7 protein-coding genes are annotated in these 14973 nt (G+C 69.3%); 2 read left to right on the top strand and 5 right to left on the bottom strand.

The features are described from left to right. Positions 1 to 74 precede the first annotated feature (74 nt). From ACIA8E_RS17170 to ACIA8E_RS17155, 4 genes are all read right to left on the bottom strand, one after another. The gene (locus ACIA8E_RS17170; protein WP_399298762.1) at positions 75 to 1592 is read right to left on the bottom strand and encodes a methyltransferase domain-containing protein; all 1518 of its coding nucleotides are present in this window, start codon (positions 1590 to 1592) and stop codon (positions 75 to 77) included. A 29-nt stretch (positions 1593 to 1621) separates the two neighbouring features. Continuing rightward, positions 1622 to 2863, bottom strand: coding sequence for a glycosyltransferase family 39 protein (locus ACIA8E_RS17165; protein ID WP_399298760.1), 1242 nt, complete (start codon positions 2861 to 2863; stop codon positions 1622 to 1624). A 234-nt stretch (positions 2864 to 3097) separates the two neighbouring features. After that, on the bottom strand, positions 3098 to 6664 hold the full coding sequence (locus ACIA8E_RS17160) for a CDP-glycerol glycerophosphotransferase family protein (RefSeq protein WP_399298758.1): 3567 nt from the start codon (positions 6662 to 6664) through the stop codon (positions 3098 to 3100). A 359-nt stretch (positions 6665 to 7023) separates the two neighbouring features. Further along, positions 7024 to 7632: a TetR/AcrR family transcriptional regulator gene (locus ACIA8E_RS17155; RefSeq protein WP_399298756.1), complete on the bottom strand. Its 609-nt coding sequence runs from the start codon at positions 7630 to 7632 to the stop codon at positions 7024 to 7026. Positions 7633 to 7762: 130 nt separating this feature from the next. On the opposite strand from ACIA8E_RS17155, the gene ACIA8E_RS17150 reads away from it, so the two are divergent. Further along, positions 7763 to 8710: an ABC transporter permease gene (locus tag ACIA8E_RS17150; RefSeq protein WP_399298754.1), complete on the top strand. Its 948-nt coding sequence runs from the start codon at positions 7763 to 7765 to the stop codon at positions 8708 to 8710. Between the two features lie 4 nt (positions 8711 to 8714). Next, the gene (locus tag ACIA8E_RS17145) at positions 8715 to 9491 is read left to right on the top strand and encodes an ABC transporter ATP-binding protein (RefSeq protein WP_399299159.1); all 777 of its coding nucleotides are present in this window, start codon (positions 8715 to 8717) and stop codon (positions 9489 to 9491) included. A 280-nt stretch (positions 9492 to 9771) separates the two neighbouring features. Here ACIA8E_RS17145 and ACIA8E_RS17140 read toward each other — a convergent pair whose 3' ends face one another. Beyond that, a complete protein-coding gene (locus ACIA8E_RS17140) occupies positions 9772 to 14802 on the bottom strand; it encodes an NAD-glutamate dehydrogenase (RefSeq protein ID WP_399298752.1) in 5031 nt (1676 codons plus the stop codon). Positions 14803 to 14973 lie beyond the last annotated feature (171 nt).

Raw genomic sequence — 14973 nt, 5'->3', positions numbered from 1 at the left:
TGCTCCTGACAGGGGCGGCGGGCACCGGCTCGGGGGCACATGCGGAGTGGGGCACGGAGGCGGTGGTGGCCGTCTCAGACTCCGACCCGGCCGGCAGGGACGTACTGTCGGTTGAGGATGTCCTGTACATCGACGTGCTCTCCAGCGATGATCGTCTCGGCCGCATGCGGGGTGAGCAGTGCGACGTGCTGATAGCCGAACAGCGTCGGCCGGACCTTGGTCAGCAGCTTCGACAGGCCGCCGAGGGTCGTGGCGAGCGGTCCGCGACCACCGAGCAGCGACCAGAACGGCGCCCCTGTGGACGCGATGTCGAGGACGTCGTAGCCGGCGTTCCGGACGGTGCGGCGCAGGCTGGCCCGGGTGAAGAAGCGCAGATGCGTCTCGTCGAGGATGCCGCGCCGGTCGTAGTCGAAGACTCCGAGCGCGACCCGCAGCCGTGAGTACCAGTGGCTGAAATTCGGTACGGACAGCAGCACATGGCCGCCCGGCCGGAGCACGGTCGCGGCCTCGGAGAGGACGCGTTCGGGGCGGGAGAGATGCTCGATGACATCGCCGGCGACCACATAGTCGAAGTCGGCGCCGATCTCGTCGGGCAGCCCCTCCTCCAGGTCGGCGAGGTGGAAGTGCGTGCACTTCTCGCGGACGCCCGGGACCTCGATGTAGTCCACGCCGGTCACTTCGTGGCCGAGCGCCTCCAGACGCTGCGCGAACAGGCCGCCGGAGCAGCCGAGATCGAGGACGCGGCCGGGCGGCAGTGCTCGCATCTTCTCCAGGATGACGGCGTGCGAGGAGCCGTCGCCCTCCTTGAAGGCGTACTCGACGGGCTTGGGGATCCAGGCGCAGGTGCCGAACCCCTTGATGGCGAGGCGGTATTCGAGGACGTCCTTGACGACGTCCTTCGCGTACTTCATGCCGTTGACGTAGCAGATCTCGTCGCCGTAGTACGTGGGGACGGGGATCTCCTTGATCCGCATCCCTTCGTTGAGCAGTTGGACGATGATCTGGGTGTCGAAGTCGAACGCGTCGGTGTTCCGGGCGATGGGCAGTTTCTTGAGCGCCGCGACGCTGTAGGCGCGGTAGCCGGAATGGAATTCGGTGAGCTTCGAGCCGAGGAGCCTGTTCTCCAGGCGGGTGAGAATTCGATTGCCGAGCCACTTGTACACCGGCATGCCGCCCTTGAGGGCGCTGCCGGACTTCATCATCCGCGAACCGAACACGGCCTCGCACTCGCCGCGCTCGATCGGTGCGACCATATCGGGCAGCAGTTCGGGGGCGTACTGTCCGTCGCCGTGCAGCAGCACGATGATGTCCAGTCCGTGTTCGGCGGCCAGCGCGTATCCGGCCTTCTGGTTTCCGCCGTATCCGAGATTCTTGGTGTGCCGCATCACGACGGTCCGCGGCATTCCCTCCGCCAGCGACCAGCGGCATCCTGCGGTGAAGGTCGCATCATGGCTCGCGTCGTCGAGAATGAGGATCTCGGAGACCCGGGCCCGGAAATCCTCCGGAATCCGGTCGAGGGTCTTCTCCAGCGTCGTCTCGGCGTTGTACGCGACCACCAGGATGCCGATCCTGGGGCTCGTGCTTTCCTTCACGGGAGGTTCTCCAGTGTGCTCGGGTGTGGTCAGTTGACGGCGGAACCGAACGGATGCGAGGTGCGGGACGCAGTGACCGATGCCGGTTCTGCGGGGGACGACGGGGACCCGTCCGGCGGGGCGGCGAGGATCCTGCGGACGCCGCTGACCAGACAGACCGCGAGTACGAACCAGCCGGCAGTGCCCAGTTGCAGCGTCGTTTCGCTCCAGCGCACGGGGGAACGTCCCTGATAGCCGAGGATGGCTGTCCAGCCGAGCAGACAGTTGTACGCGACCCCTTCCCAGAACCCGATGACGAACATCGCGGCGGCCGCCCAGGTCAGGTACTGCAGGCCGGACGCGGTGGAGAGCAGCAGCAGGAGGCCCATCGTCACGGCGACGACACCCGGCAGCTGCCCGGGCCGCACCCAGGCCAGCCAGACACCGACGGCCACACAGATCAGCACGAAGAGGAAGTGGCCCTCGCCGCGGATGAAGGCGATGAAGGACTCCGGTAGGCCGAGCACATCGGCGAACCGAACGAGGCCCCAGAGGCGGTAGGTGCCCCCCGTGTACTCCAGGACGTTCTCGTTGAGGTTCTCCGGCACGGTCACCAGCACGGGTCCCCAGACGAGCGCGACCAGCGCGGTGAACCCCGCGGTGAAGCGGACGAACACCGGTCGGCCGGCCCGCAGCGCGACGACGAAGAGCGCCGGGATCACCACGATCGGGATGAACTTGACGCTGATCGACAGCGCGGCGGCCGCCCCGGCGGCCAGCGGCGACCTCCGGTCGGCCAGTAGATACGCGGCGGCGAGGGCGAAAGCGATGGCGACCGCGTCGGTGTTGCCGTGGTAGCCCGAGGTGGCGATCAGCACAGGGCTGAGGGCCACTCCGATCCCGCAGGCGACCGCGGTGCGCAGATTGCGGCGCCGCCGGACAATTTCGAACACGATGAGTGTGCAGAAGAAGTCGGCGATCGAAGCAGGTGACCGGATCAGCGTCCCGAACGGAATTCCGAGTTCGGCGAGTTCATTCAGTCCGAGGAGCATCCAGCCGGCCAGCGGCGGATGATTGTAGACGGGCAGGCCCGGCAGCGGCTGCTCATAAATGCGAACGGGGCCGTAAACGGTGACGGCCTTGGCGAAACCTTGGAAAATACGAACATCGGCGGGGCCTGACGTGTTCGCCGCGATCAGCATTCTGACGAGCAGCCCTATGGCCGCGGCGACGAACACGACAGCTCTTGCGCGCCGCACGCTCCAGGCGTCGCACCACGTTCGGATACCCATGAAAACGAACGTAGCAACCCGCAGCCGCTATCCAGCGCACCGATCAACATACTTAAGCGAACGAGTGAATCGCTCTCCGCCCATCTGCACGTACACCGGACGTCGCGAATCACTCGAACGGCTTACGTTATCCCCCATTGCGCGGGCGCTTCCTGTCGTTCACCACCGCTTCACCCCGGAGTCCGGTTCCGGTCCCGCAATGGCACGGGAACCGGAACCGGACTGCGGGGTGGACTACCGGGGCTCGGGCTGCAGCATCCGGTCGACCACCCGCTGCGCCGCATGCCCGTCGTCGAGGTCGCAGAAGTCCCGCCGAAATGCCTCGTACGCCTGCGCGTGTCCCGCGGTGGCCCGGACCGGGTCGCGCAGCGCCTCGACGAGGTCCGCGGAGTCGGCAATCAGCGGGCCTGGGGCGCGGTTCTCGAAGTCGAAACAGAAGCCGCGCAGAGTGTCGCGGTAGTGAGCGAGGTCGTACGTGTGGAACAGCATCGGGCGGCCGGTCTGGGCGAAGTCGAACATCAGCGAGGAGTAGTCGGTGACGAGCGCGTCGCTGATCAGCATCAGCTCACCGACGTCCCCATAGCGCGAGACGTCGCGTACGAAACCGCTGCCGGTGTCCGGGAGCCGGTCGGTGACCAGATAGTGCCGCCGCACCAACAGCACGGTGTCGGAGGCGAGTTCGCGTTCCGCGGCGGCCAGGTCGAGCTGGAGGTCGAGGGCGAATCTGCCGCCGCTCCGCGGCCGGTCCTCACGCCATGTCGGCGCGTACAGCACAACCCGCTTGCCCGCGGGGATCCCCAGCCGCTCCCGTACCGCGGCGGCCACCTTGGTGCGGTCCGAGGCCTGGAAGAGGTCGTTACGGGGATAGCCGCACTCCAGCATCTCCCCCCGATAGCCGAAGGAGCGCCGCAGGACGGGGGTGGAGAAGCTGTTCGGGGAGACCAGGACGCTCCACTGGCCGGCGCGCTGTTCGATGGTGGCGATGTAGGCGGCATTGGCCTGCGCCGTGCCCGCGAGGTCGAGGCCGATGCGCTTGAGCGGGGTGCCGTGCCAGGTCTGGACGACAGTCTGGCCGTCGCGCCGTTCGAACCATTCGGGCAACTGGGTGTTGGTGACGATGTGGCGGCTGCGGGCCAGCGCCTCGTGCCAGGCGGCGGAGCCGTGGACGACGGCGGTGGTGCCCGCGGGGATCCGGGCCTGCTGATCGCGTACGACCCACAGATGCTCGAACGCGGTGGCGCGGGCGGCCAGTTCCTCGTAGATCGCGCGCGGCGAGTCGGAGTACTGGCGGCCGTCGAAGCTGCTGTGCAGGACGGTGTCGCGCAGGGCGGCGGTGCGCTGTCCGGCGTACGCCTCGCGCAGCAGCCGCCTGCCGCGGGCGCCGCGTTCCGCCGGGGCGAGCATGGATGCGGCGTTGACGAGCAGCTGGTCGTGGTAACGCCGCTCGATGACGTAGGTACGGCCCACGAGCGTACGGGCGGCGGGAAGGGTGCGGTGGGCGGCGGCCGGGATGCGCAGCGGCATGTCGCCCGTGTCGTCGGCGGCGCCCTTCGGGCGGAGGAAGAAGTACCAGTGGCCCTCCCCCAGGGGCAGTGGGCCACCGGGCGCTTCGACGGCGTCGGGCCGCAGCTCGGCCCGGAACCGCCGGGCCTGCGCAGGCCCGGAGAACACCACCGGGAATACGGCCTCCTCGTGGTGCCCGCTGTGCCGGGCCACCAGCTCGACGGGCCGGTCGGGGTCGTCGGGGAAGGTGCCCTCCAGGAGCAGCAGCCCGTCCTCCGTCCAGCTCGCCAGCTCGCAGGAGGGCTGCACGGGCCGGTCGCTGACCAGCAGGTTGCCTCGGGAGCTGGTGGTGAGCGCGAGCTCCCGCGGCCCGTCGCCGCCCTCTTCCGGTGCGGGCGAACCGATCTGGTAGCGGCCCGGCGGAACGGGCCCCGGCACGTCGATCGGTGTCCTGCGGCCGTCCGGTCCGACCAGATGCAGGCTGTACGCGAGGGTGGCCGCCTCCTTCGTCGGCCGCGCGTCGGTGACCGCTGCGAGCGGGATCGCGGCGGTGAAGCGCCGCCAGCCCGACGTCGACGGAACGGCGCCCTCGTGGACGGTCGCCGGGAAGTCCAGGGAGGTGCCGGAGGCGCGGTGGGTGAGACCGATGCGGAGCGGCCCCTTGCCGAGACGGTCGCGGATCATGCCACTGATCACCACGGTGGCGGTCCCGTCGCCCGCGTCGCCGGCCCGGTGCGTCTCGAACCGGGCGTCGATCCGCTCCGCGTGCACCACCAGCTTGCCGCTCTCGAAGACGGGCACGATGCGGTGGTCGCCGTCCGGCCGGTGCACGGGCGGCGCCGCCGCAGCCACGTCGGTGGAGACGTCGGAGCGGCGCAGCATCCCGTGTCCGGCGATGCCGACTTCGAGGCGCCAGGTGAGCCGTTCGGTGTCACCGTCGGCGGAGATCCGGAGCCGGGCCGGGTCGATGACCGTCTCGAAGCCGGACCGGTCGTAGTCGTGCAGGCTCTGCCGGGAGCGGACGGTGGCCTCCGGCTCGTCGACCGTACGCAGCCGCAGCGGCACCACATGCCGGCGCCCGGCCCGCAGCCAGCCGGCCCGGAACTCGCTGTGCCACGAGCCGGCAGGCAGGTTACGGATGTACGCGTACCCCTTGAGGTGCAGCTTGCCGCCCTGCCAGTGCGCCTCGCGCAGCCGGGCGGTGAGGGGCAGGTCCCGGTCGCCGACCCGTAGCACCGAGCTCGGTACCGGTCCGGTGAGGGCCGGGTACGAGGCGCTGTGGCGCCGCACGCCCCGTACGGCGAAGGCACCCGGTTCGGCCTTGTCGTGGGCGAGCAGCTCCAGCAGTTCGCCGGTGCGGCGTTCGCGTACGAGATGCCACATCAGCCGCAGCCGCAGCGGCAGCCCGTCGAGGACGGCCGGGTCGACCTGGTCGGTGAACTCGTTGGCGTAGGTGAGGAAGGCGCGGCGGTACTCGTCGTCCCCGTCGGGCAGCGCCTCCATGAAGTACCAGAGGTCGTTGGCGAGGACATGCGCCTCGTAGCGGCGTTTGTCGGCCGCGCTGCGGTGCTGTTCGAGGAAGGTGGAGACGCCCAGTACGTGCGAGGCCCGGTCCCGGATGCCGCGGACGACGGCGCGGCGGGTGGTGATCGAGCCGGCCCGGTCGCGCCAGTGGTAGACGGCGTCCTTGACGACATCGACGGAGCGGGCCAGGAAGTGGGCGGGGAGGACGACGGGGATGTCCTCGTAGAGGGTGCCGACCGGGAAGGCGAAGGCGTGTTCGTCCCAGAAGGACCGGCGGAAGACCTTGTTGCAGGCGATCCGGTCGGCGGCGAGGTCCCAGTCTCGGGAGATGTGGGTGCGCAGCCGGGTGGTCGCCATGGGCTTGCGGAAGTTGGGCGACTGCTGGAGCTTGCCGGAGGCCCGCAGCCGGAGCACATTGCCGGATGCGATGTCCGATCCCGTCTCGTCGAGTGCGCCGACGAGGAGTTCGTACGCCCGGGGCGGCACGATGTCGTCGCTGTCCACGAAGGCGACGTAGCCGCTGTCCGGGTCGCAGTTGCGGACCCCGGTGTTGCGGGCGTGCCCGAGGCCGCCGTTCTTCTGGCTCACCAGCCGGAACCGGCTGTCCTGTTCGGCGAAGGCAGTGGCCAGGGCGGCGCTGTCGTCGGTGGACCCGTCGTCGACCATCACCACCTCCAGGTCGTCCATGGTCTGCTCCGCGAGGGACTTCAGGCAGTCCGTCAGATAGAGCTCCACGTTGTAGACGGGGACGACGACACTGAGCCGTGGCGGCATGTTGAGCACGTCCGTTCATCGGGGCCTGGTTGTCCGTATGGCTCAACCGCGTGAACAGCCGGGGGTCACCGGTTACGGCCTCGAACGAGTGACATCACAATCCGTTCAGGAACACCATCGCACCACGCGGTCGGCGGCGTGGCCGCCGTGGTGCGGACGGAACCGCTCCCGGAGCATGCCCCGGAACCCGGCCGCCCGCTGTGACCTCCGCTCCCCTGTCCGAAGTCCCCCGGCAGTTCGCCCTCGGTGGCGGCGACAGCTCCGGGGGTGTCGCCGGGGCGGCCGGACAGCGGGCCGGCGTACGCGCCGTGCGAGGTCCGGTAGGCGGACCGGTCCGGGGGCAGCCGATGGTCGGGCGGTCAGTTCTTCTTGAGGGCGGCGACAGCCGATTCGGCCAGATCGTCCAGATAGCCCTTGGGTAGATCGCCACGGACCACGGCGAGCCGCCAGTAGAGCGGGCCGACGATCAGGTCCAGGGCGCGGTCCGGGTCGCTGTCCTCGGGCAGCTCACCGCGGGCGACGGCGTCCCGGACGACCACGGCGGCGATGCCCTGCTGCGGGTCCAGCAGGGCCGACTTGATCGTGTCGGAGATCTCCGGGTTGCGCGCCGACTCGACCAGCAGATCCGGGATGACCTGCGAGGCGACGGGGTGGCGCAGCGCATAGGCGGCCAGCTGGAGCACGGCGCGGACATCTCCGTACAGCGAACCGGTGGCCGGCGCCGGCATGCCCTGGACCGCGACGGCGGAGACCAGGTCAAGGACGAGCGCCAGCTTGGACTTCCAGCGGCGGTAGACGGCGGTCTTCCCGACGCCCGCGCGCCGGGCGATGCCCTCGATCGACATCCGGGCGAAGCCGACCGCCGCCAGTTCCTCGAAGACCGCGCTGCGGATGGCATCGGTCACGTCCTCGCGCAGCACTGCGGCTCCGGCGGGGACGCGGCGGCGGGTTCCCGGGTCGGTGGTCATGACCCGAATGATAGTCCGTAACGACGAAACGGTTGCGTTGCGACGTGGTCACGTCCTACTCTCGGCGTTGCGACGATACGGTTCCGTTCCGGCGTTCGCGATGGTTCCTGTCCTCCCGTCGAAAGCGATCGTGGTGAGCCAGACAACAGCCCCGCCGACCACCCCGGCGGTGACCGACGCAGCCCCCACCCCCCTCCTTCCGGTCCACGAGCCGGGTGAGCTCGCCGCGCTCGCGGCCCGGCACGGGCTGACCGTGAGCGGGGAACGGCCGACGCTCGGCGCGTACATCCGGCAGCTGTGGGGCCGGCGGCACTTCATCACGGCGTTCGCCACCGCCAAGCTCACCGCCCAGTACAGCCAGGCGAAGCTCGGCCAGATCTGGCAGATCATGACCCCGCTGCTCAACGCGACGGTCTACTACTTCATCTTCGGCGTCGTGATGAACACGAAGAAGAACGTCGAGGACTTCGTTCCGTTCCTCGTCACGGGCGTGTTCATCTGGACCTTCACCGCCAGCTCGATCACCGCGGGCACCCGCGCGATCAGCGGGAATCTCGGCCTCGTCCGGGCGCTGCACTTCCCGCGCGCCTCGCTGCCCGTCGCGCTGGCGCTGCAGCAGCTCCAGCAGCTGCTGTTCTCGCTGGGCGCGCTGGTCCTGATCCTGATCGGGTTCGGGCAGTTCCCCCGGCCGTCGTGGCTGCTGGCGATCCCGGCGCTGATTCTTCAGGCCGTCTTCAACACCGGGCTCTCGATGGTCGTGGCGCGGCTGGCCGCCCGGACCCCGGACGTCGCGCAGCTGACGCCGTTCGTCCTGCGCACCTGGATGTACGCGTCGGGCGTCATGTTCAGCATCGAGGACAAGCTGGGGGACAGGGGTCCGCACCTCGTGAAGGTGGCACTGGAGTGCAATCCGGCCGCCGTCTTCATCGACCTGATGCGGTTCGCATTCATCGACAGCTTCAGCGGGTCGCAGCTGCCCCCGCATGTGTGGGCCGTCGCCACGGGCTGGGCGCTCGTGTGCGGAGTGGGCGGCTTCGTGTACTTCTGGAAGGCCGAGGAGCTGTACGGACGTGGCTGAGAACATGACGGACAACAACGAGCGGGTACCGACCGTCGTCGTGGACGACGTCCACATCACCTACAAGGTCAACGGCGCGCGCACCGGAAAGGGCAGCGCCACCTCGGCTCTCAGCAGGATCGCTTCCCGGCGGCAGGCCCCCGGCGTGCGCGAGGTGCACGCCGTGAAGGGCGTCAGCTTCGCCGCCTACAAGGGCGAGGCGATCGGCCTGATCGGTTCCAACGGCTCGGGGAAGTCGACGCTGCTGAAGGCGATCGCCGGTCTGCTCCCGCCGTCGAAGGGCCGGGTGCACACCCAGGGGCAGCCGTCGCTGCTCGGCGTGAACGCCGCGCTGATGAGCGATCTGACCGGCGAGCGGAACGTCATCCTCGGTGGGCTGGCGATGGGCATGACGCGTGACGAGATCCGCGAGCGCTACCAGCAGATCGTCGACTTCTCCGGCATCAACGAGAAGGGCGACTTCATCACCCTGCCGATGCGTACGTACTCGTCGGGCATGGGGGCCAGGCTCCGGTTCTCCATCGCCGCCGCCAAGAGCCATGACGTTCTGCTGATCGACGAGGCACTGTCCACGGGCGACGCCAAGTTCCAGCGGCGCAGCAAGGAGCGGATCATCGAGCTGCGTCAGGAGGCGGGCACGGTGTTCCTGGTCAGCCACAGCAACAAGTCGATCACCGAGACATGTGACCGGGCACTGTGGCTGGAGGCGGGGACGCTGCGGATGGACGGTCCGGCGAAGGAAGTCGTCGCCGCGTACGAGAAGTTCACCACCAAGAAGTGAAGTCCGTCGCCGAGAACTAGGGGCGGCGGGCGGCGCGGTCACTCGCGGGCGTACTCCCCCACAGCGGCAGCAGCCCGCTCCTCCGGTTCGCCGCGCGCCGGCAGAGCGCCCATCCGTGCCCAGCGGGCGGGCGGCAGCCCGTGACCGGTCCAGGAATCAAACCCTTCCGGCGGTCGAGAACACCCCCACCGCCGGAAGGTCGGACACCACACCCGGCCCCGTCCGGCGTTCGAGGGGGGAGCGGCCGCCGGACGCCCGGCGGCCGCTCCCCCTCAGACCACTACGCGTGCGTACGCAGCAGCGTCCGCATGGTCCGCATGGCCACCGACAGGTTGGCCAGATCGAACGAGTCCGACCCCCGGATCTCCTCCAGCGTGGTGCGCGAACGCGTCAGGATCGCCGCGTTCTTGTCCTCCCAGGCCGCAAACCGTTCCTCCGGCGTCGACGTCCCGTTGCCCACACTCAGCACATCCCCGGTGAGCGCGGCATGCGCGGCGTACAGGTCCTCGCGGATGGAGGCGCGGGCCATGGACTGCCAGCGGTCGTTCCGCGGCAGTTCGATGATCCGGTCCATCAGCTGGGTGACGCCCAGCCGGTCGGCGAGGTCGTAGTAGACCTCGGCGACGGCAAGGGGGTCCTTGCCGATGCGCTCGGCGATCGCCACGATGTCGAGCGCCGGGAAGGCGGACGAGAATCCCGCGACGCGCTGCGCCAGCTCGTCCGGGACACCCGCCTCGGTCAGCTCGTCCAGGATCGACTGGTACCACTCCTGGTCGGCGCCCTTCAGCATCTTGGGCAACTCGGCCCAGACCTGGTCGACGCCGTCCTTGAAGAAGCCGATCGTCTCGGCGATCTCCAGCGGCTGCGGCCGGTTGCCGAGCAGCCAGCGCGAGCCGCGCTCGACGAGCCGGCGCGAGTGCAGCCGAATCCGGGTCTGCACATCGGCGGCGACCTTGTTGTCGAGCGCCTCGACGGCGTCCCACACCTGGCCGAGGCCGAAAATCTCGCGCGCCGCGGTCTGGGCCCGCACGATCTCCGCGATCGACGCGCCGGTCTCTTCCCGCAGCCGGTGCAGGAAGGTCGAACCACCGGTGTTCACCGTGTCGTTGACCAGCACCGTGGTGATGATCTCGCGGCGCAGCGCGTGCCCGTCGACCGCCTCGGGGAACTGCGCGCGCAGCTGCGCGGGGAAGTACGCGTACAGCAGCTTCTGCAGGTACGGGTCGTCCGGCAGGCTTGTCTTGATCAGCTCGTCGGACGCGGTGATCTTCGTGTAGGCGAGCAGCACCGCGAGCTCGGGCTGGGTGAGCCCCTTGCCGCCGTTCAGCAGTTCGCGGATCTGCCGGTCGGCGGGCAGGAACTCCAGCGCCCGGTCGAGGTGTCCGTCGCGGCCGAGACGGCGCATGAAGCGCTGCTGGGCGTGGAGCAGGGAGGCGGACTGGGCGACGGAATTGGCGAGCGCGGTGTTCTGGGCGTAGTTGTTGCGCAGCACCAGATGCCCGATCTCGTCGGTCATCTCGGCGAGCAGCTTGTTGCGCTGCTTGACGGTCATGTCGCCGTCCCGGACCAGGCCGTTGAGCAGGATCTTGATGTTCACCTCGTGATCGGAGGTGTCCACACCGGCACTGTTGTCGATCGCGTCGGTGTTGATCCGGCCGCCGCCCCGGGCGAATTCGATCCGGCCGAGCTGGGTGGCGCCGAGGTTGCCGCCCTCGCCGACGACCTTGGCCCGCAGGTCCTCGCCGTTGACGCGGATCGCGTCGTTGGCCTTGTCGCCGACGTCCGCGTTCGACTCGGTGGACGACTTGATGTACGTACCGATGCCGCCGTTCCACACCAGGTCGACGCGGGCCTTGAGGATGGTCTTCATCAGATCGGCAGGCGTCATCTTGGTGACACCTGACTCGATGCCGAGCGCCTCGCGGACGTGCGCGTTGACCGGGATCGACTTCGCGGTACGGGGGTAAATGCCGCCGCCCGCAGACAGCAGTTCCTTGTTGTAGTCGGCCCAGGAGCTGCGCGGCAGGTCGAAGAGGCGACGCCGCTCGGCGTACGAGGTGGCGGCGTCCGGCGTCGGGTCGAGGAAGATGTGCCGGTGATCGAAGGCTGCGACGAGCCGGATGTGCTCGGAGAGCAGCATGCCGTTGCCGAACACGTCACCGGACATGTCGCCGACGCCGACGACCGTGAAGTCCTCGGTCTGGGTGTCGTGGCCGAGCTCGCGGAAGTGCCGCTTGACGGACTCCCAGGCGCCGCGGGCGGTGATGCCCATGCCCTTGTGGTCGTATCCGGCGGAGCCGCCGGAGGCGAACGCGTCGCCGAGCCAGAAGCCGTACGAGACGGCGACCTCGTTGGCGATGTCGGAGAAGCTCGCGGTGCCCTTGTCCGCGGCGACGACGAGATAGGTGTCGTCCTCGTCGTGCCGGACGACGCCTGCGGGCGGCACGACCTCGCCGGCCACCAGGTTGTCGGTGATGTCGAGCAGCGCCGAGACGAACGTCCGGTACGCGGCGATGCCCTCGGCCATCCAGGCGTCGCGGTCGGCGGCCGGGTCCGGCAGCTGCTTGGCGACGAAGCCGCCCTTGGCGCCGACCGGCACGATGACGGTGTTCTTCACCATCTGTGCCTTGACCAGGCCGAGGATCTCCGTACGGAAGTCCTCCCGCCGGTCCGACCAGCGCAGGCCACCGCGGGCGACCTTGCCGAAGCGCAGGTGGACGCCCTCGACACGCGGCGAGTACACCCAGATCTCGAACGCCGGGCGAGGCGCCGGCAGGTCCGGGATGGCCTGCGGGTCGAACTTCATCGAGACGTAGGAGTGCGGCTTGCCGCTCTCCGCCTGCTGGAAGAAATTGGTGCGCAGGGTGGCCTTGATCACGGTGAGGAAGGATCGCAGGATCCGGTCCTCATCGAGCGAGGCGACCTGGTCGAGCGCCCCGTCGAGCTCTTCGAGGAGACCGTCGATCAGCTCGGTGCCGGCGCTCTGCCGGCCAGGCGACATCCGGGCCTCGAAGAGGGAGACCAGCAGACGGGTGGTGTGGACGTTGTTACGGAGGGTGTCCTCCATGTAGTCCTGACTGAAGGTCGAACCGGCCTGCCGCAGGTACTTCGCGTAGGCGCGCAGCACCATCGCCTGCCGCCAGTTCAGGCCGGCGCCGAGCACCAGGGAGTTGAAGCCGTCGTTCTCGGCCTCACCGGTCCACACCGCGGCGAATGCGTCCTGGAAGCGGTCGCGGGCGTCGTCGGCGAGGTAGTTGCCGCTGCCGTTGACCTGCGGCATCCGCAGACCGAAGTCGTAGATCCAGGCGTGCGTACGGTCTGCGCAGCGCAGCTCGTACGGACGCTCGTCGACGACCTCGACCCCGAGCCGCTGGAGCGCCGGCAGGACGGCGGAGAGGGACACCTGCTCGCCGGTCCGGTAGATCTTGAAGCGGCGCTCGCCCGGGGCGGCGCCGACCGGCTCGTACAGGCTGAGCGAGAAATCCTGCTCGTCGTGCTTGAGCGCTTCGAGGTGGACCAGGTCGGCGACGGCGGAGCGCGGCGAGTAGTCGGCCTTGTAGCCCTCGGGGAACGAGTGACCGTACCGCCGCAGCAGCTCGGCGGCACGCTCCTCGCCGCACTCGGCGTTCAGCGCCTCCTGGAAGCCGTCCGACCAGGAGCGGGCGGCCTCGACGAGACGGCCCTCGATGCGGTCCTTCTCGGCATCGGTGAGGTCGGGCAGCTCGGTGCCGGGTGCGACACGGACGACGAAGTGCAGCCGGGACAGGATCGACTCGGTGTTCCACGCGGTGAAGTCGACGCTGGTGCCGCCGAGCTCCTCCTTCAGGATGTCGATCAGCCGGAGCCGCACGCCGGTGGTGTAGCGGTCGCGCGGCAGGTAGACGATCGCGGAGTAGTAACGCCCGTACTCGTCCTGGCGCAGGTACAGCCGCAGCCGGCGCCGCTCCTGGAGGTAGAGCACGGAGGTGACGACGGAGCGCAGCTGGTCGACGGGCGTCTGGAAGAGCTCGTCGCGCGGGTACGTCTCCAGGATCTGCAGCAGGTCGCGGCCGTCGTGGCTGTGCGGCGAGAAGCCCGCGCCCTCCAGCACCTCGGCGACCTTGCGGCGGATGACGGGCACCCGGCGCACGGACTCGGTGTAGGCGGCGGACGAGAACAGTCCGAGGAAGCGGCGCTCACCGATGACATTGCCGTCGGCGTCGAACTTCTTCACCCCGACGTAGTCGAGGTAGCTGGGGCGGTGCACGGTCGACCGGCTGTTCGCCTTGGTCAGGATGAGCAGCTTGCGCTCACGGGCCTTGGCGCGGGCGTCGGCGGGCAGCCGGTCGAAGGACGGGCTGACCGGGTGCGCCTCGTCCTCGCTGTGGTGGGGGTCGGAGCGCAGGATGCCGAGGCCGGTGCCGGGGACGGCAGCCAGTGCGTCGGTCTCCCTCAGTTCGTACTCGCGGTAGCCGAGGAAGGTGAAGTGGTCGGCGGCGAGCCAGCGCAGCAGCTCCCGCGCCTCGTTCACCTCTTCGTCGGCGAGGGCGTCGAGCGGCTCGCCGGGCAGGTCGTCGGCGATGCGCAGCGCGGCGTCACGCATCTTGTCCCAGTCCTCGACGGTCTCCCGTACGTCGGACAGCACCCGGAGCAGGTTCTCGTCGATCTGCTTGAGGTCGGAGCGGTCGGTCTCGCGGTCGATCTCGACGTGGATCCAGGACTCGACGACCGCGTCGTGCGGCAGCGCGGTCCTGGTCTCCTTGGTCCCGTCGGCGCCCTTGCGGGCCTGCGGGGCCGCCGAGAGGCCGTTGCCCTCGGTGAGGACCTCGATGAGCTTGCCGGTGACATCGCGGCGGACGACGATCTGCGGGTGGATCACGACATGGATGCCGCGGCCCTGCCGGGACAGCTCGTTGGTGACGGAGTCGACCAGGAACGGCATGTCGTCCGTGACGACCTCGACCACGGAGTGGCTGGACGTCCAGCCGTTCTCCTCGACGGTCGGGGTGTGCACCCGGACGTTCGCGGTGCCCTGCGGGCGGTTCTCCGCGAGCCGGTAGTGGGAGGAAGCGGCGCCGAAGACATCGACCGGGTCGCGGCCCGCGATGTCCTCCGGAGCGGTGTGCAGGTAGTAGCGCTGGAGGTAGGAGAGCAGCACATCCTGGCCGGGAAGCTCGTCCTGCCCGGCGCCGGTGCCCTCGGCCCCGGTGCCTGCAACCTGCACCCGGGGGGTACCTCCCGGGCCGCCGACACCACCGCCCGGGCCGTTGTCAGCTACCTTGGCGGCCCGTGCGAGCAACTCGGCCTTGGCTTCGTCCAGCTTGGTCTGCATGTCCTCTGGCTCCTGTCGCGCGCCGTTGCGTGACGTAGGTGAAAAAGGCGACGTAGCGCCACGACACGGGGTTTCCGGTCTGGGACGACGCTATGCCGCTATGAGAGATACCCGGGACCTTATTGGCCATTTTTGGCAGAGGGTCCGGGCTGAGGGGATCAGTCATCGCCC

Origin of the sequence: Streptomyces sp. NPDC051664 (assembly GCF_044453545.1) — a bacterium.
GTDB lineage: Bacteria > Actinomycetota > Actinomycetes > Streptomycetales > Streptomycetaceae > Streptomyces.
The sequence above is the reverse complement of the archived record's forward strand: the minus strand, read 5'-3'. Positions and strand labels throughout refer to the sequence as shown.